General features: G+C 61.8%; 18 protein-coding genes and 1 pseudogene. 6 read left to right on the top strand and 13 right to left on the bottom strand.

From position 1 onward, the window contains the following. Positions 1–31: 31 nt before the first annotated feature. From QW861_RS10420 to QW861_RS10410, 3 genes are all read right to left on the bottom strand, one after another. The gene (locus QW861_RS10420) at positions 32–3,316 is read right to left on the bottom strand and encodes a hypothetical protein (RefSeq protein ID WP_316193011.1); all 3,285 of its coding nucleotides are present in this window, start codon (positions 3,314–3,316) and stop codon (positions 32–34) included. Positions 3,317–3,714: 398 nt separating this feature from the next. Further along, on the bottom strand, positions 3,715–3,921 hold the full coding sequence (locus tag QW861_RS10415; protein ID WP_316193010.1) for a hypothetical protein: 207 nt from the start codon (positions 3,919–3,921) through the stop codon (positions 3,715–3,717). A gap of 21 nt (positions 3,922–3,942) precedes the next feature. Further along, complete coding sequence (locus QW861_RS10410; protein WP_316193009.1) at positions 3,943–4,098, bottom strand: hypothetical protein; 156 nt, start codon at positions 4,096–4,098, stop codon at positions 3,943–3,945. Positions 4,099–4,340: 242 nt separating this feature from the next. Between QW861_RS10410 and QW861_RS10405 the strand changes: the two genes are divergently transcribed. Continuing rightward, entirely contained in the window at positions 4,341–4,487 is a 147-nt protein-coding gene (locus QW861_RS10405) for a hypothetical protein (protein ID WP_316193008.1), read from the top strand. A gap of 114 nt (positions 4,488–4,601) precedes the next feature. Here QW861_RS10405 and QW861_RS10400 read toward each other — a convergent pair whose 3' ends face one another. Genes QW861_RS10400 through QW861_RS10390 form a run of 3 tightly spaced genes read right to left on the bottom strand, consistent with a single transcriptional unit; the run spans position 4,602 to position 6,776 of the window. Then, positions 4,602–5,819, bottom strand: a complete 1,218-nt coding sequence (locus QW861_RS10400; RefSeq protein WP_316193007.1) for an RES domain-containing protein — start codon at positions 5,817–5,819, stop codon at positions 4,602–4,604. Positions 5,820–5,876: 57 nt separating this feature from the next. Further along, positions 5,877–6,386, bottom strand: a complete 510-nt coding sequence (locus QW861_RS10395) for a hypothetical protein (protein WP_316193006.1) — start codon at positions 6,384–6,386, stop codon at positions 5,877–5,879. A gap of 15 nt (positions 6,387–6,401) precedes the next feature. After that, positions 6,402–6,776, bottom strand: coding sequence for a hypothetical protein (locus tag QW861_RS10390; protein ID WP_316193005.1), 375 nt, complete (start codon positions 6,774–6,776; stop codon positions 6,402–6,404). 262 nt (positions 6,777–7,038) lie between these two features. Between QW861_RS10390 and QW861_RS33990 the strand changes: the two genes are divergently transcribed. The 4 genes and pseudogenes from QW861_RS33990 to QW861_RS10375 all read left to right on the top strand — a co-directional run. After that, on the top strand, positions 7,039–7,281 hold the full coding sequence (locus tag QW861_RS33990) for a type IV secretory system conjugative DNA transfer family protein (RefSeq protein ID WP_410052328.1): 243 nt from the start codon (positions 7,039–7,041) through the stop codon (positions 7,279–7,281). Between the two features lie 327 nt (positions 7,282–7,608). Beyond that, entirely contained in the window at positions 7,609–7,923 is a 315-nt protein-coding gene (locus QW861_RS33985) for a helix-turn-helix domain-containing protein (protein ID WP_410052325.1), read from the top strand. Next, complete coding sequence (locus QW861_RS10380; RefSeq protein ID WP_410052327.1) at positions 7,806–8,909, top strand: tyrosine-type recombinase/integrase; 1,104 nt, start codon at positions 7,806–7,808, stop codon at positions 8,907–8,909. The genes QW861_RS33985 and QW861_RS10380 overlap by 118 nt, the downstream gene beginning before the upstream one ends. A 38-nt stretch (positions 8,910–8,947) precedes the next feature. After that, positions 8,948–10,018, top strand: a pseudogene (locus QW861_RS10375) (ComEC/Rec2 family competence protein); the annotation flags it as partial. Between the two features lie 393 nt (positions 10,019–10,411). Here QW861_RS10375 and QW861_RS10370 read toward each other — a convergent pair. The 4 genes from QW861_RS10370 to QW861_RS10355 all read right to left on the bottom strand — a co-directional run bounded on the left by QW861_RS10370 (position 10,412) and on the right by QW861_RS10355 (position 14,075). Beyond that, positions 10,412–10,852 (bottom strand): hypothetical protein, encoded by a 441-nt coding sequence (locus QW861_RS10370; RefSeq protein WP_315711618.1) that lies wholly within the window; start codon positions 10,850–10,852, stop codon positions 10,412–10,414. A 274-nt stretch (positions 10,853–11,126) separates the two neighbouring features. Then, complete coding sequence (lexA, locus tag QW861_RS10365) at positions 11,127–11,825, bottom strand: transcriptional repressor LexA (RefSeq protein WP_006611089.1); 699 nt, start codon at positions 11,823–11,825, stop codon at positions 11,127–11,129. Positions 11,826–12,030: 205 nt separating this feature from the next. Next, the gene (gene glp / locus QW861_RS10360) at positions 12,031–13,242 is read right to left on the bottom strand and encodes a gephyrin-like molybdotransferase Glp (protein ID WP_316193003.1); all 1,212 of its coding nucleotides are present in this window, start codon (positions 13,240–13,242) and stop codon (positions 12,031–12,033) included. A gap of 131 nt (positions 13,243–13,373) precedes the next feature. After that, complete coding sequence (locus QW861_RS10355; protein WP_316193002.1) at positions 13,374–14,075, bottom strand: alpha/beta hydrolase; 702 nt, start codon at positions 14,073–14,075, stop codon at positions 13,374–13,376. On the opposite strand from QW861_RS10355, the gene QW861_RS10350 reads away from it, so the two are divergent. Continuing rightward, positions 14,074–14,337, top strand: a complete 264-nt coding sequence (locus tag QW861_RS10350; RefSeq protein WP_315750918.1) for a hypothetical protein — start codon at positions 14,074–14,076, stop codon at positions 14,335–14,337. The genes QW861_RS10355 and QW861_RS10350 overlap by 2 nt on opposite strands. A 125-nt stretch (positions 14,338–14,462) precedes the next feature. Here the strand turns inward: QW861_RS10350 and QW861_RS10345 are convergent, their stop codons facing one another. From QW861_RS10345 to QW861_RS10335, 3 genes are all read right to left on the bottom strand, one after another. Beyond that, complete coding sequence (locus QW861_RS10345; RefSeq protein ID WP_316193001.1) at positions 14,463–14,732, bottom strand: hypothetical protein; 270 nt, start codon at positions 14,730–14,732, stop codon at positions 14,463–14,465. A gap of 458 nt (positions 14,733–15,190) precedes the next feature. Beyond that, positions 15,191–15,820 carry an HAD family phosphatase gene (locus QW861_RS10340; RefSeq protein WP_316175269.1) on the bottom strand — a complete coding sequence of 210 codons (630 nt, stop codon included), beginning with the start codon at positions 15,818–15,820 and terminating at the stop codon, positions 15,191–15,193. Between the two features lie 45 nt (positions 15,821–15,865). Continuing rightward, positions 15,866–17,002 (bottom strand): alpha-hydroxy acid oxidase, encoded by a 1,137-nt coding sequence (locus QW861_RS10335; protein WP_316170136.1) that lies wholly within the window; start codon positions 17,000–17,002, stop codon positions 15,866–15,868. Positions 17,003–17,206: the final 204 nt, after the last annotated feature.

Here is a 17,206-nt window from a genome sequence, read left to right as displayed (position 1 = left end):
GGCCAAAGTTAAACTGGAATGTACGCTAATTTTAGCGCCTCCGCATTCGCTCCAAAGCCCTCAGAAAGGGTACATCCTTTTCGTCGGCCGGAATGATTACATCATCATCTGGGCGCAGGGTGACGATATCAGGATCGTTATCGCCAACTTGCCACGCCGGGCGCACGACCACTTGGGTCTTGCCAATCACCAAGTCGGTAGCTGGCACAGGCCTTCCCTGTGAATCTGGGAATGCCGGCACGAGCCCGTAGGACTTGGCGAGTTTATGCTGTTCAATAAACAAATCGAGGTTGGCTGAAGTTGTAGCTTTCATCGTGTGAAAGCGCGATGTCATAACCAACAGTTTCGTTGGATCGTCTAGATCTGGCTGCGTGCCAACAATGACTCTGTAGGCGTAGGGATTCGACTTATCGACCCCGGTAAGAATGGCGATGCGAATTTGATCATCTTCGTCAAAGCTACCAAAACGCTTTCGCCAAGCTTCGAAGATTTGTCTTCCTGCTTCTTTGTCAGTGTACATAATCCCTAAGAGTGGAGGATACGGCGGACCATAGTGGAAAAAGGCTGTGCCGCGCCACCGTGCCTTATTCCATAGGTTGATGTCGATAATCGACGAGACTCTGCGATCGCGGTGGCTGAACGTTTCAAGATCAGCAAGCTCAGGCGGTGGCGGGCCTTCTCCAAAGCTCTGCGCTTGTTCAATCTCCTTTGCTGTCGGTTTTGGCTCAAGCCACGGTGTTTTCCTTAGAACGCCGAGTGCTTTCTTGTTGCCATCGACTATCCAATCCCGAAAGCGAACCATCGCGTTCGAGCCCAAGACGTTCTCGACTCCGATGGCGGTTTCGGCAAATAGTAGAACTCGACTGAAAACACGCTCATCCCTGGCCAGCTTTTCTATGTGGGTTGAGGCGTCCTTATGGATCATGGAGATGCCCATGATCTCCGCGGTCGCACTGATTAGCCAACTTCTAAATTGCTCGCGCTCTGTAGGCGACGACGGCGCGTAATTGGTGGGGTAAGCAATCCGAACCGTGAGGACGCCACGATTGCGATCGATCGTTGTCGTTGGCACCTGCGCAGCCGCGTCCGGCTCAAGCGACAGATTGACCTCCTCCTGATAAGGCTGGACTTCCTCAAGACTGGTCGCAAGGAAGGCCTCCACGGCAGCAAAAAGAGACTCCGCCAGGTGAATTGCTGTAGGTTCACTCTTCCCTACGGCCACAAGCTTGCAGCCCAAGACAACGCCTTCAAATCTAAACCCTGCCTCATCCATCAGGATGAGTTTTTCGGGAATGTCTTTCGCGACGGGTTGGTTGATCCAGCTGAGGAAATATCTCTCGGTTTCGTCCGCAGTCTCACCCTCGGGAATAAGACCCTCTTTCTTCATTTTGTCGGTATTGCCCGTGGCATAGTCTAACGCGACATCCGACAAGGGTAATTCAAGCGTTTCAAATGACGCGGGCAGCTGTGCAAGCCGTTTCAGTGCGTTCAGGTCGGATTTTAGGATGAGGATTCCGAGGGTGGCATCCTGGATCATCCGTTCCTCTTGAAACTCTTTGAGATCCTCGTCCCTAAGTCGGAGGTGTGTTGCCAACAGGTCTCCGAGCTGCCGCCACGCCAAAATGTAGGGGACGCGGCCGAGGCACAGGTCAAGCCATTCCAGTCTTTGTATGGCCAATAGTGCCGGCCGAGTCACCGCCGAGCGTTCCTTAAATTCCGCTAGAGCGGTGACGGCCGCGCCAACAAAAGAGCTCCAGGCGGCCCACAGAAGTCCCAGCTTCTCATAGCTCAGGCCTGCACCGAAAAGAGCAATGATCAGGTCGCGTCGACTTTCGTGAGTGAGGAGTTTTTCTTGGGCCCGGCCAAAGAGCCTAAGCGCGTCTTGGTAACGTTCCGCCCGATGCTTTTGGAAACCCCGGGTCAACAGAAGTCGACCGCCCTCGATACCGCTCTGTCGTTCCTCGAATATGGACAATAGTTTCTCAAATATCCGGTCATAAGCATCACTTTCAGCGAAAGCCGGCCCTATCTCTCGGAAGATTTTTACCAGATAGTCGAATGGATAACTGCCCAAGCTCTTGGCGGTATCAAGCAAGTCGCAGAGAGTTGTCAGCACTGTCTCGGCTTTGCCCCTATCGGCTCGCGCTTCGATCAAGTCGGTGAGGAGCAGTTGGGTTTTCGCGCGTGTTGCGCTTGTAATGCGGACTTGATCCGAAGCCAGCCGTTCCAATTCAGCTTTTAACAGGACTGTTCTAGCGTCTAGCTTGGCTGCCGCCTTGGTCAGAGCGCCGTTTGAGACGGTGTTAAACAAGACAGTCCATAGATTCTGGAGCAACTCAATATCGTCGATCTCGTCGGAGCCAGAGGCGAGCTCTTCGGCGGTATCGAAGAGAGTACTCAGCTGATTAAAATCGTCGTACCACCAGAACTCTGTCCAGGCGTGCTCGTAGACAACTCGAAGCTTCTGGCGGCGATCCCCAACCTTGTCTGCCAGTTGCCGGGCCCGTGCGAATCTGCCTTCGACGTCAATTCTAGTCTTCTCAAGTCCACGGGCCAGGCAGGCAGCGACCAAACAGTCTTCGACCCGATGATAGGCAATGCCGTTGTAACGGGACGGGTCACCGATTTCAGCTTCCAAATCCTCCAACTCTTTGTTTCGCTCGAGATCGAGAGGGCCCAAGGCAAGCTTCCTGCTTTGGACGTTTGTGAGCCCGAGCATGTCAATCGCAAGCTGCTCACGGCGGTTCTCGAAAACCTTCGCCGTGATCCAGGTTCGGTCGAAGATGGTGACGTTGCAGACATATTGTTTGGACAGCTCGTCTTGTGCGTCAGATCGCTTCTTGTCCGGGACAAATTGGTTCGTGACAAAAAAGATGCGTGAATAGCCGCGGCCCGTTGCGGCAGCTTTGGCGACGTCTGATCTGACCTTTGGAAGCCAATCCTTCTTGGCGCTGAAAGCGAAGGCCCACCGCTCGTTTGCGGCTTCAGTTCCAAATCCCTCAAACCAAGTGTCGGCAAGAGACTCTGCGATGGGATATGTTTCGGTGTCGACTTTACCATCACCACCACCCGTGGGGCCGGTCTGCGGCACAAGGTTCGGACAAACCTCCTTCTCGCAGAGCCGGCGGGCAAAGTTTTCGAATAAGACCTCTTCTCTACGGCTCGTAAGAGTATTCAAGTGATAGCCAAAGACCTCGGAAGATAGCTGAGGCTCTTCAATTTGTGAGCTGTCCGAGAATAGCTCAGGACGCCGCCGACGCATCCATTCGGAAGGGCTGAACCTCTCGGCTGCTGTCGTGGTGGGTTTCTTGGCCATCTGTGTTCAATCATATCACGAGCGGCGGAGTTGTAGCTTTGGCGCGGGCTCCTGGACTCGAACCGCGATCGGGGATCCCCAACGGATTTTCTTGCTTCTTCAGCTTTCGTCGCCGTTGCATTGGGCGTGGGTCTGGACGAACGCCTCCACCGCAACATTGCTACTTTTGGTGATGTCCGTCTAGTCTCTACGTCGTCGTCCCGGCGGTGAGCGGTGCCGGATCGCGCCTTTTCTAGGCAGCTATCGGCATCAAACGTAGCGCTCGAACTCCATCACTGTTTCCTGGGAGGCTATAGGGCAGTGATTTGCCGTCACGACACCCTCTATGCCGGACTTCCGCGAGCGCGTTAATCCACGGCGGATTGTCTACGTTGTGGTCGTATCACCTGGGCCGCTCATCAGACATCCTTGAGCTCCCCTTGCATCAGTCGCTCGCGCTTCTCGACAAACAGCACAAGGTCAGCTTGCATCCGCGTCAGCCGCTGCGCCGCGGAAGCGCAATCGATGTCGGCCGCGATGAGCCGCTCAATTTCCCAGGCTTGCAGCCGCACATCACGCCGGAGCCTGGCGATGTTTTGATTGAGCAGCACGAGATTCCGGTCCATCGGACACTCCGACTGAGACCTTCAACGACGGTCGGCGACGTCGCGGGCAGGATTCTGCCGCTTCTCTGGCGGCCGATGGTTCTCTTTCAGCCGCCTCTCCACGGTGGGCAGCCGATCGCTGCCTCTGGCGGTCTTCCACTCGCCAACCAGGACCAACAGCTCGGCGCGCTTCGCCATCAGCCGGCGCGAGACTTCGGTGCAATCGAGGTCACGGTTGACCTAGTCGCGTATGGTGGCTTCAAGCTTCATCTTAGCCCTTAAGGAGCTGATTTCGAGACGAATTTCACTAATTCTGTTGTCTATATGCGTAGTAGAACAAAAAGAGAACATAGAGTCAAGTTACAGATTCGAAAACGGGAAAAGCAATGAGAGCGGCAAGCGTAAAGTACGGCGGCGTCCAGCAGCGCGTGAGCTCGCAAATGAGCCGCGCGCAGACCTTGAGATTAAAGAGTCTTGCCGAGGAGGCCTATCAACCGGAGCAGTACGCCAACGAGCTGGCGTTCAATGAAGCCGCGCGTCGCATCGAGGCGCTGAAGGCCGAAATCGAGTTGGCGGACCAGTTTTGAGCAACGAGCAGAGCGCAGAGCTGGTCGGATGATTACTTCTCAACGTCGCAGGGGTAAGCGTCGGGACGAAAACCAGGACTGCGCGACGCGTCGCGCCTATCAGGCGAACGGCGGCTAGAACGGAATGCCGGGAGAAATCTGGTAGATGATGTCGCCGATATCCCTGATGTCGTGGCTGGCCAACACGAGTGTCCTCCCGGCGCCGACGAATTCAACACCTCGGTCGAGAATGACGATATTGCGGTTATCCGTTTTGTTGCCTCTGACCATCGAAGATTTGTAGATCACGGCATCACAATTGAAGTGCTCCCGCAGATATTCTGCGACGATTTGTGTCGCGATATATTCCCGGTGCTTCTCAAATGACCGCAACGGCTTGCTGATTTCGTCTTCCATCTGGGTAATGAATTCATAGCGGGTGTGTACCCGAAGGTCCTTCCAGTCACTGTCCGGCCTGGAGAAGGCGGCGAAATCGAAAACGCGCACGTCCTTTTGCAAGACGAACGTGCCGACGGCGAGCTGGTCATTGATGCCAGGCCGTAACTCGGCGATGGCAGTCTCCTCGCTGAAGGCCGCGTAGAAAGCTGGAATATATTCGACGTTCATGCGCCCGGCGCGTGCCTTGTCTCTGGGCGGTGCGCCCAACTCCATCGCCGGATTCTGGGTCAAGCGGTCGAAGGTGAATTGATCGTCCAGAATTCTTGCCCGATATATTTTCTGCCCAGCCTTCAAGGCGTACACCGGCTTGATAGCGCCCCCCTCGTATTCTTCAGGCTTTCCGAAAAGATCGTCTAGCAACTCTTTGATTTTAAAGAAGCGGCGCTGATACTGAACGATCTCGCAGAATTCGCCCCATTGATAAGCGAAGCGATATTCGTACCAACGGTCTTCCTCCTCGGCTTGGTGTCGGCTTTCAGCCGCGGCGATCGGCTCATAGTTCTCGTCCGTATAAAATCGTTCGGCGCCTTTGGCGATGTCGCGGTGACTGCAATCCGGCAGGTTGTCAACGATTGCAGAAAGGACGCGCGCGTCACATTCCAAGTCGTTCGCCAGGATATCCTCGTAGGGTTCGCCATAGGTGTCGTAGGAGGGGTTATCGGAGTCCTCGGTGGCATACATGTATTCTTCGCCGAGCTGATAGGTCTCGCGAAAATACCGGTCGACCTCTTCAGCAAACTCCTCCAGGCTGACGACGCCGTCGGAGACGCCGTGGGTCGAATCAAACTCGCACTCGCCCTTGTGCCCGTTGCGCACAATCCATTCTGCAAACTGGCGATTACCGATGCATTTCTCGCAAATTCCGGTTTCGGTCTCTTCGGAAGCCTGAGTCATGCCGGTTAACCCGCGTGGCTGGAAATCTCAGATGGCACTCGCAGTACGCGGGTTAAGCTATTTGATCCGGTTTGTCATTCGGCCTGGTTCGTTTCGCTGATTCGCAGGCCAGACCGGACGTGCCACTCGCTTGAACGCGCCGATGCTGAGTGAGCCGCGGACATTGCGGGCGGTTGAGTCCGGCTCCGCGAGCTTGGCGACCACCTGGGGGTAGGGCGCCTCCCACATGCCAGTGGGCTCAAGGGTCGCGTTGTCGAGGATCACGAGGAGCACCGTGTCACATGCCGGCCCAGGTTTAATCGAACCGAGTCTTTGACTGGGTTTTGAGTTTTCGCCGAACGCACGGCCCTTGATCTGGATACGCTCGTCTCCCTGAGGCGTCTTGCGCATGGCGTCGTATCCGGACGTGCGCGGCGGCGCAAGCGTGAGCCCGAGTTTTTGTGCCGCGACATATTCCGCAACCTCGCCGGTGACGTCCAAAGGCTTGTTTGTCAGCCGGTAATACTCGGCAGCGAGCGGTTTGACCTCGGCAAGTATCGCCTCAACACGCTTAGTATCCTTGTTCATCGCCCGCATCCAAATTCAAAGGGTGAAGTCGAGGCCATGGATGTGCTGCGCGTAGCGTTTGGCCAGCGACAGGAATTCTTCCTTACTTCCCGTGTGCCTGAGGAAATGAAGACCAGACTCGCGGAGCGGCGTTACATCAACGAGTCCATCCGGGCCGATCACAACGGAATGGGCGTGCAGCATGTAGGGCGGGCCCGCCTGCGGCCACAGCAGCCATCCTCTGACCACTTGATACTCAGGATGTTCTGCAACCCACTTCGTAGCGTTGTCGTGGCAATTATTGAAACTGTCTTCGCTACGGGCGATCGGCACTTGTGGAACAATTACCGCGGTGGAGACGCGCGCAACTAAAGAATCAAAATACGCACCGATATCGACTGGCAGCGTCATCGGGAAATCCCGCGGTCTCTTTGAGTGGAAAGCAGCTCGGCATTTTCAAGCGTGGTGATCTTTCTAGATAAGCTCGGCCGCCCCGCACGCCAAGCATCTCCATCATCGCCTCCACGCATGATAGCGGCCGTCCCAGGGGAAAATCCATGGCCAGATTCGTTGAAGCTAAAATTCTACTGACCCTAGATGATGCCGGCAAGCTGCTCTTGCCGTCTTGCCTCCTCGCACAACGATCGCGGGCGGTCTCGACCCGGCCGGGTTTGTGCATTGGGACGGCGACGGTCATCTCCTGACCCTGGCGCCGACGCGATCGGGAAAGTCGGTCACCACCATCATTCCCAACTTGCTGCGTTACCGGGGGAGCGCCGTCTTCCTTGACCCCAAGGGCGACCTCTACGAGGCGACCTCCGCCTGGCGCCCGGCCAACGTCGGGCCGAGCGCCAGGACGAAGGATCTCTTCGGCAAAGTGCGCTTCACCCGTATGGGGGGCGGTGCACGCGCGTAAGCGAGCAAAGCGTGATCGCGGTTTCAGCTTCGCCGACCGGGGGGCTTTGCGACATGTTGGCGGTGCGCACCAAACCGCCGACCGCAAGTATCTTTACGCTCCACTGCGATGGCTCGGCTTTCGGACTTCCGTTCTGCACTTTCTCTTTGTTTCGTCGATGGACGTGACGAGGGAGTGGCAGAGTCGCGATGGATCAGAAGCGAATAGAGCGTGATCCCGGCAATGCCAACGGATCTCGCTCCGTTCATTCGCTTGACCCACAAAATCCGCGAATTTCAGCAGCTCGTTGCGCGCTGCAGTCGATGATGTTAGGCTTTGGGATGCGTCGTGAAATTGTTCGATCTCAAAGAAGCCGCGGATCGGCTCGGTACTTCTGTTGATCACGTGCGGGCGCTCATTGATGACGGCCGATTGCAATACGTGAACATCGGTCGCGGTAGGAAGCGTCCACGCTACCGCTTTACCGACGCGGATTTGGACGAATTCATTGAGGCTAACCGTGCGCGTGAGGAAGCTCCGTGTCCATCTTCAAGGTCAAGAAGAGTCCGTACTACCAATTCGACTTCGTGCTCCGTGGCCATCGGTTTTATGGCTCAACGGAATGCACGGTCCGCAAAGAAGCCGAAAAAGTCGAGGCCGTAGAGCGGGAGAAGGCCAAGGAGCTCGTGAAGGCAATGAAGCGGTCGAAGGCGTCGTTGCTGCTTGACGATGTCGCAGCACGGCTCTGGAACGAACAGGCCCAATACGATGCTGATCCTGACGCCACGGAAACAAACTTTGCGCGGCTCGTTGACTATTTCGGCAAATCGAAATCGCTGACGGAAATCGACCACGGTGCGGTCAAGAAGATGGTTGCTTGGCGTCGCGGACACCGGATCAAGGGCCGGGCAGAAGCGCCGCTGATTTCGAATGGCACTGTCAATAGGTCGAGCACGAAGGTGCTGCAGCGGCTCTTCTCTTTCGCGAAGGCAGAGGGGGCGCAGTTCGATCGGGAACCCAAATGGACAGAGCTTCTGCTCCCTGAGCCCGAGGAGCGTGTCCGGGAGCTTCAGGATGAAGAGGCGTTGGCGTTCGAGGGCGCCATGCGGACGGATTACGAGCCGTTCTTCGAGTTCGTTCGGGCGAGCGGCATGCGGCAGAAGGAGTGCATCACGCTGCGCTGGTCCGAGGTGAACTTCGCGACGCGCCAGATCGTTCGACTTGGGAAGGGTGGCCGCCGCGTGGTCTTTCCGATCACAGAGTCGATTCGGGAAATTCTGTTCCCGCTTCAGGGGCAGCATCCGGAGCGCGTCTTCACCTATGTTGCCGTTTATGGAAACAAGCGTCTGGGCAGGGTGCGCGGCGAGCGTTACCCGCTAACGATCAATGGAGCGAAGTCCGCGTGGCAGCAGATGCGGGTTAAGGCGGGCGTGAAAGACTTCCGTTTCCATGACTACCGGCACGACTTTGGCACGAAACTCCTGCGAGCGACCGGCAATCTCAAGCTCGTGCAGAAGGCCTTAAACCATCGCGACATCAAGAGCACGCTCCGCTACGCCCATGTCCTTGATGCTGATGTGGCCAGTGCGGTTGAAGCTGTGGCGAAGTCCCGGAAAAAGTCCCGGACTGCCGCTCGAAAAGCGAGTTAACACACTGATTATATTGTTAGATTGTGTTTGGGGCGACAAGCTTCCAGATGTCGTTCGCGGCAACGCTCGGCCTGGTCGCGCTGGTGCAGTTCGGCCTGCCCAGACTGTTCGCGACGCCCGACAGCTCGGCCACCCAGCGCATCGCGCTGTGGGGCGGCCGCGAGCTTGCGATGCTGTTGCTGGCCTCGCTGATCGCGGGGCTCGCCACCACGCCCTATGCCGCCTTCCATTTCCATCGCGTCACGCCCTATGGCGTGCTCGCCAATCTCGCAGCGATGCCGGTCGTCTCGGCGCTGGTGATGCCGGCCGGCCTGATGGGCCTCGTGGCGGCGCCGTTCGGGCTCGACGGTCCCTGGTGGACGCTGATGGGCCTCGGCATCGACTGGATGATCGCGGTGACGCGCTGGGTGGCGGCGCTGCCCGGCGCGGTCGGGCGCATCCCGGCCTTCGACATCGGTCCACTGATCCTGGCCAGCCTCGGGGTCATCCTGATCGGCCTGCTGCGCACACCGCTGCGCTGGTCGGGCGTCGTGGGGCTCGTGGTGGCCACCGCGTGGGCCGCCGCGACGCCGCTGCCCGACGTGCTGATCGCCGGCGATGGGCGCGCGGTGGCGGTGCGCGGCCGTGACGGGCGCCTGCATGTGATGCGCACCGGCAAGGACGTGTTCGCCACCAAGGAGTGGCTCGCGGCCGACGCCGATGCCCGGCTGCCGGCGGATTCATCGCTCACCGATGGCGTCTCCTGCGACGAGGCGGGCTGCGTGGCGGCAATGGCTGACGGCCGAATCGCCGCCCTGACCCTGCGCGCCGAGGCGCTCGCCGATGATTGCGCCCGTGCCGCGCTCATCGTCACCGCGCGCGCCGCGCCGTCATCCTGCGCGGCGGCCGTCATCGATCGCGAGCGGCTGCGGCAGCAGGGCGCCTTGATGCTGGTGCGGCGGGGCAGGAGCTTCGCCGTCACGCCGGCGCGCGCCGGCGGCACTGACCGCCCATGGTGGCCGGCGCCCGCCGAGGCCGGCGAGTTCGACACGACGCTGACGCCGCGCGCGCCGGCCGCGCGGCCTCAGGACGCGACGCCGCCGGAGACGGAGCAGGGCGAGGAAGACTGAGTGCCGGGCAGCTCGAACGTGCCGAGATGATACTCGGTGTCGCCAGGTCCATGTTGCCAGGTCCATCGAACAGCGCGGGGCTTTCGGCCAGCGTGAACGCAGCGCGCGGATAGCGTTGCCAGATGGCGATGTCGTCAGCCGTGACTGTCAGCCATCCGAACACAAGCATATCGCACCGGGGCTCGGTGATCCCGGCGGCCTTGTTCCAATCGATCTTGTTGACCACGGCGGCAGGCTCCCCCGGCACATCATGGCGGCCGAGGGATGTCGTTCCTATCCGATGCGATGCCGGGGCGTGAGGTTCGCCCGAGAGGACTTTGCGCTTGCAGAACCCAAATCTCCCACGGTCGAAAGCTCGCTCACGACCGAGAGAAATGCCGATGCGGAGACCCCTCAGGTGATGCTGATGCGGCGAATCGGTGTGGCCTGCGAAGGCGGCACGTCCTCGGCGATGTCCGGGCGTCGCTCCGCCGGCTGCTTGCTGACCGGCAATTGCAGCACGGTGACGCGCTGACCCTCGCAGAGCTGGGTCACCAGCACGTGGCGCCCGTCGGCGAATTCGATCGCGTCGTGATGGCGATCGGGAATGTGAGTCTCGATGCTGTTGAACTTTGCGACGCGCTCGCGGATCGTCCGGGTCCAGAGCCAGCGGCTGTCGTAGCGGACGTCCTCGGCGAAGGCCAACTCGGTGCCGGGCAGCATGCAGACTGCGACGGTCGGCTCGCTCTCCAGCGCGAAGCCGCGGGTGGCGGTGCCACGGAAGGTCATCGAGATCAACGTCTCGCCGACCTTGGCGGGACGGGACGCAACCGCATGGAGGCTGTAGTCACACATCGGATCGCTCCTCGTTGAGAGATAGCCGACCCACGCTCCCCCCGGACAGGCGCAGGCCTCTATCAGAGTGGACATCGATGGTGATGTTAGCGCGCGCTTCGCGGCAATTCTGCGCTGATCTGCATCGCGTGTGCCCGCGGCCGATCACAAGCGTTTGAGCATGCCGCGCTGCACATCATGAGGTGCATTCGCGCGTGACGTATTTTGCTGGGCAGCCTCCGATCGGCGGCGAAAGCGCGTGCGCCCGCCGCCGATCGACCGATCCCATTCGCGATCAGTACTTGCGGTACAGCCCGACCAGCTTGCCTTGGATCTTCACCCGGTTCGGCGGCAGGATGCGTACCTCGTAGGCGGTGTTGGCCGGCTCCAGCGCGATCGATGCGCCGCGGCGGCGGAAGCGCTTCAACGTCGCTTCCTCATCGTCGATCAGCGCCACCACGATGTCGCCGGTGTCGGCGGTCTCGTTGCGCTGGATCAGCGCCATGTCGCCGTCGAGGATGCCGGCATCGACCATGGAGTCGCCGCGTACCTCGAGCGCGTAGTGATCGCCGTTACCGAGCATGTCGGCAGGCACGCTGATGGTGTGGCTGCGGGTCTGCAGCGCCTCGATCGGGGTACCGGCGGCGATGCGGCCCATCACCGGCACCGCGACCGGGCGCTCGCCATCGTCCAGCGCGGGAGTGCTGGTGCGCACCTTGCCGAGATTGCCCTCGATCACCGATGGGGTGAAGCCGCGGCGGTTGCCCGCGGCCTGCGACAGCTCGGGCAGCTTGATCACCTCGATCGCGCGGGCGCGATTCGGCAGCCGGCGGATGAAGCCGCGCTCCTCAAGCGCCGTGATCAGGCGATGAATGCCGGACTTCGAGCGCAGATCGAGCGCATCCTTCATCTCGTCGAAGGACGGCGGCACGCCGGCTTCCTTGAGCCGCTCGTTGATGAACCGCAGAAGTTCGTACTGTTTGCGCGTCAGCATCTCGACCTGGTCCCCGGTTTGTTGTCGTCCGAGTCCAAGAGCTGCGCCTCGCGCACAAACCGGCTGAGAGCGCCCTGGAGTCGGACCGTCATCGCGTCGCCCGCAACATACTAAAAACAAATCATGAACGAACACTATATGTTCGATGTGTGTTCCGCAATCCTAAAAATATGATGAACAGACCGGGCTTTACCGGGGAAGCGGCTCAGTTCGGCAGGCGCAGGATCTCGCACGGGCTGCCGGCAGGCGCCTTCGGCGCAAACGCCGGCCGGATCACCACCGCCTGCGAGAGCGCGAGATTCCCGAGCAGCGACGAATCCTGCTGCGTCACCGGCGTGGCGATCAGCGTGCCGTCGGCGCGCTCTTCGAGCTGCGCCCGCAGATAGTCCTCGCGCGAATCGTTCGGCCCCAGTTCGCGGCCGAGCAGGGCGGTCTCGCGCGGCATCACGGCCTCGTCACGGCCGAGCAGCCGCCGAATCAGCGGCACCAGGAACAGGATGGCGCAGACATAGGACGACACCGGATTGCCGGGCAGTCCGATCACCCTCATGTCGCCGAGCCGTCCGTGCATCATCGGCTTGCCCGGCCGCATCGCAATCTTCCAGAACGCCATTTCGACGCCCTCGGCTTCGAGCGCCTGCTTGACCAGGTCGTGATCGCCGACCGAGGCGCCGCCGGTCGTGATCAGGATGTCGGCCTTGGCCTCGCGGGCCCGGCGGATGCCGGCGATCGTCGCCTCCATCGTATCCGCGGCGATGCCGAGATCGATCGGGGTCCCGCCCTCGTTGCGCACCAGCGCCCGCAAGGCGTAGCCGTTGGAATAGACGATCTGGCCCGGGCCGGGCGTCGAGCCCGGCATCACCAGCTCGTCGCCGGTGGCGAGCAGCGCCACCTTCGGCCGGCGCCGCACCGGCAGCGCCGGATGATTCATGCTGGCCGCCAGCGACAGGTCGCGGTCGCTGAGCCGGCGCCCGGACTTCAGCAGCACCATGCCCTGGTGAAAGTCGACGCCCGCCGGCCGGATATGCCGGCCCTTGATCGCGGCCTCGGTGATCACGACGTGGCCGTCTTCGGCGATCGTGTCCTCCTGGATCACCACCGCGTCCGCGCCCTCCGGGACAACGCCACCGGTGAAGATCCGCGCCGCCTCGCCGGGTCCAACCACGCGATCGAACGGACGCCCTGCCGCGACCTCGCCGATGACCTTCAGCCGCGCCTTGGCCTGGGCGGCGTCCGCCGCGCGCACGGCATAGCCGTCCATCGCCGACATCGCCTCGGGCGGCTGCGTCCGCAGCGCCGCGAGGTCCCGCGCCAGGATGCGGTGAAACGCTTCGTCCAGCCCGACCTGCTCCTCGGCCAGCGGTTCGGCGCCGGCGAGCACGGCGGACAACGCATCAGACACCGGCATCAGGGCCATGAGAGTTCCTTCGGACGGAGACGGCAGATCGAATGAATCGCCTTCTAACCGAACGCGCACGGCGCGGCCAAGGGCCTAGGCCGCTCCCTGCGTTCTGACCGTCTGCTGTGGGCCGTTTCCGGGCCGCTGCCTCACGATCGCGCGAGAAAGTCCGCAATCAACCGCATGACCTCCTGCGGACGTTCCAGGCTCGGCAGGTGCGCCGTTCCGGCCAGCTCATGTCCTGACCCGTTCGGCATTGTTGCGGCGAGCAGCCTGCTTCGCTGCTGGATGTGAGGAAAGTCCAAGTCCCCCCAGATGACGAGCGATGGCGCGACGATCTCCGCGAGGCGCGGGAAGGCTGGTGCCATATCGAGAGTCGCGCCGGTTGGCGGCGCGCGGAGTGCGGCGGCGTTCTTCTTCAGGAACGTCTCGCGCGGCTCGCCGGAGATGCGTCCCTCGCGCTGCAAGGGACCGTCGACCCACAGATGCGTCTTGATAGCGCTGACCCGATCCCAATCCTGTGCGGCCTCGGCAGCGGCCAACGACGCCGTTAGCGCCTTGATCTCCGGTGGATAGACCGGCTCCGGCGCGCCGCTGATCGAAGGTGCGATCAGCACCAGCGATGCCATACGTGACGGATGGCGAAGCGCGAAGTCGAGCGCGATGCGGCCTCCTTGCGAGCAGGCAATCAGCGTCGCCGGCCGCCCCGGCGCGAGCGCGTCGACGACGGCGAGCAGGTCCTCGACCGGAGAATGAGCTTCCTCATAGGCGACCGTCTCACCAAATCCGCGCCGGTCATAGGCGATCGTCATATGCGTTGCCGCGACGCCCTCGATCTGCACGCGCCACATGGACGAGCATTGGACCGTGGACCAGCCGATCTACGATCCCAGCACGATCGACTGCCCGGTTCTCGTGCTCGCGACGGAATGGGATGTGGATGTCCGCTTCGGGATGGCGCACGACCTGTTCGTTCGCCTCGTGAGCGCGCCATACAAGCGCCTGGTCGAGATCGGGCAGGGCACGCACATGATCCTGATGGAGCGGAATCGACGGCAGGCGTTCGACGTGGTGATCGGATTTCTCAACGAGCGCGTCGTGCCGGCGCGTTGATCGTCGCGCGGACGACCTGCACCGCGTCAGAGCGGATGCCGAATCCAGACATTCGGCTCGACATAGGCGGCACGGTCGTGCTCGACCGACGCGAGCACGGGCACGAGAGCACCGGGGACCTCGATCTAGCCCGAGCTGTCGAAGGTCACGCCGGTCCATTGCGACCAATCGGCGAGCGTACCGACGATGGTCATCGAGCACGGCGCGATCTTGACGATCTCGCCGCCGATGCCGATGCGCTTAGGCGCCGGCTCGTCTGCGGCCAGCGGATGTGGCGGGAGACGGGCCGGATGGCGCCGTTGCCGGCGGTCGCATTTAGGATTCGCTTTTTCGGAAAAAGCTGCTATGCTGATTTGGTCCCGTGCTCGACAGGAGGGGCGCTTCGCGATCGTCACGGACGTGGAGCGCGGGATGCGGTGGCCGCGACGTGTCGCAGCGTGCCCTGATGGCGCGCGGACGAACGGCATGGCGCGGACGTGAAGTCGCGTGGTCCTGGCATCCCGAAGCTGATGCCAAGCCGAAGGGTGCTGATGATCCCGTCGGCGACGGTGGCCAACAAGCCGGGCACCGGGGAGATCGCGTATAAGCGTGAAGACCATCGCGCAGGGAATGCCGGATGTCGGCTGGACCTGTGGTGACTGCCGCCTGCTTTTTTTCTGCAGGCGGGCCATGGGTTGCGGCCTGCAGCCCGGCATTCCCTGCGCCCTCCGATTGGAGGAGGGTGAAATGAGAGCAGCAAAGCTCGGGCACATCGTGTCGCGAGAACAATTTTGCACGAGTGGGCACCGTCATTGCGAGCGCAGCCTTTCAGAACGTCACGCCGCTGGCCATGACGCACCCTTGCGCGACGCGATCAGATCCCGAGCGCCTCCAGCGCCGCGGCGATGTCGGCCGTCGAGCGCACCAGCACCGCCTGCAGCCCGCTCGTTCGCGCGCCGTCGATGTTTTCAGCGAGATCGTCGAAGAAAACGATCCGCTCGGCCGGCGCGCCGATCGCCCGCACCACGTGATCATACGCCTCGGCATCCGGCTTTCGCAGGCCGATCGACGACGACAGGAAGATCTCGCGAAAGTGACCAAGCAGGTCGGCATAGCGCGGCGAGAAGTGATCGATGTGCGGCTGGTTGGTGTTGGAGAAGGCATAGAGCGGCAGTCTCGAAGCCGCGCGTGCGAGCAGCGGGGCGATGCCCGGCATCGGGCCGACGAAGATCGCGTTCCAGCCGTCGAGAAACTGCGCGTCGGTGATGTCGATGCCGAGTTGCCGGCGCAGGTTGGCGAAGAACGCGGCATCGGAGACGGTGCCGCGCTCGTGCCCGTGATAGATCTCGTCGCGCACGAAGCGCGCGGCGATGCGCTCCGGCGGACAGCCGGCATGCGCTGCCCAGCGCGAGACCACCTGGACGAAATCGATGTCGATGACGACGCGGCCGAGGTCGAACAGCAGCGCGTCGGCGACGCCGGGGCGGAGAGCGGAGGCGGGCATGGGGCGGGTCGACGATGCCTTGCGTGGGACGGAAGCGGCGCCTCCTCAATACCGGTAGGGCTCGATGTCGACCAGCGGAAACGCGCTGACCACGCTCGGCAGGTTGGTGGCGGCCGCCGGATGCAGATAGGACGCGTTCAGCTCCGCGAACGAGGTGACGCCGAGCAGGCCGAGCGTGCGGATCACCTCGTCCTCCAGCAGCTCGAGCATGCGCAGGATGCCGTCCTCGCCGGCCGCGGCGAGCGCCCAGCATTGCAGCCGGCCGATGCCGACGAGGTCGGCGCCGGAGGCGATCGCCTTGACGATGTCGGTGCCGCGGCAGAAGCCGCCGTCGACCATGATCTTTGCCCGGCTCTTCACGGCGGCGACGATCTCCGGCAGCACATGCATGGCTCCGCGGCCATGGTCGAGCTGGCGGCCGCCATGGTTGGAGACGTAGATCCAGTCGACGCCGTGATCGACCGCAATCTGCGCGTCCTCGGCGGTCGCGATGCCCTTGATGATCAGCGGCAGCTTGAACTTGTCCTTGATCAGCTTGACGGTGTGCCAGCTCAGCGCCTTCTGGTGGTCGCCGCCGGTCGCGCGCAGCCGGCTTTCGCGGACGTAGCGCTTGGCGATGTCGCGCTCACGCCGGCTGTAATGGGCGGTGTCGACGGTCAGGCAGAACGCGGTGTAGCTGTTGGCGACCGCCCGGCTCACATAGTCCTCGACGAAGGCGTCGTCGCCGCGGACATAGAGCTGGAAGATTCGCAGCGCGTCGGGCGCGGCCTCGGCGGTCTTCTCCAGCCCGGGTTCCGACACCGAGCTCAGCATGTGCGCGGCTCCGAATCGGCCCGCCCCGCGGGCCACGCTGGCCGCCCCTGCCGGATCGAAGATTTCGAGCGCACCGACCGGGGCCATGACCACCGGCAGGCGCAGCTTGCGTCCGAAAGTTTCAACCGAGGCATCGACCCTGGACACGTCGCGCAGCACGCGCGGACGGAACGCGATCTCGTCGAGCGCCATCCGGTTCCGGCGCAGCGTGGTCTCGGTTTCGGCCCCGCCGATGATGTAGTCCCAGGCGTTCTGGTTGAGCTGGGCGCGCGCCTTGCGGATGAGCTCGTGCAGGTTCTGGAACTTCTCGTCGCTCGAGCCGAGTTCGACGTTCCGCCACCCGGCCTCGATCGGGGTCCGTTGGTTCATGTTTGCCTCCCAGCGACTGTCATGCTTGCGGTTTTGCTGCGGAGCATTGCCCATCGAGCGGGCCGGGAGCAAGCCATTCCGAACTCGAGCTTCCCGGGCGCGCGCGGGGAGCGGCGCCCCGCAGGCCCAGGCCATCAAATCGCGGCGTGGTACACGGCTCGTCGAATTGTGATCATGGGTGTCCGTGAAAGACGGGGTATGTTC

Origin of the sequence: Bradyrhizobium sp. SZCCHNRI1029, from assembly GCF_032487555.1 — a bacterium.
Taxonomy (GTDB): Bacteria; Pseudomonadota; Alphaproteobacteria; order Rhizobiales; family Xanthobacteraceae; genus Bradyrhizobium.
Note: the sequence above shows the minus strand (reverse complement) of the source record. Positions and strands in the feature narration are given on the sequence as shown.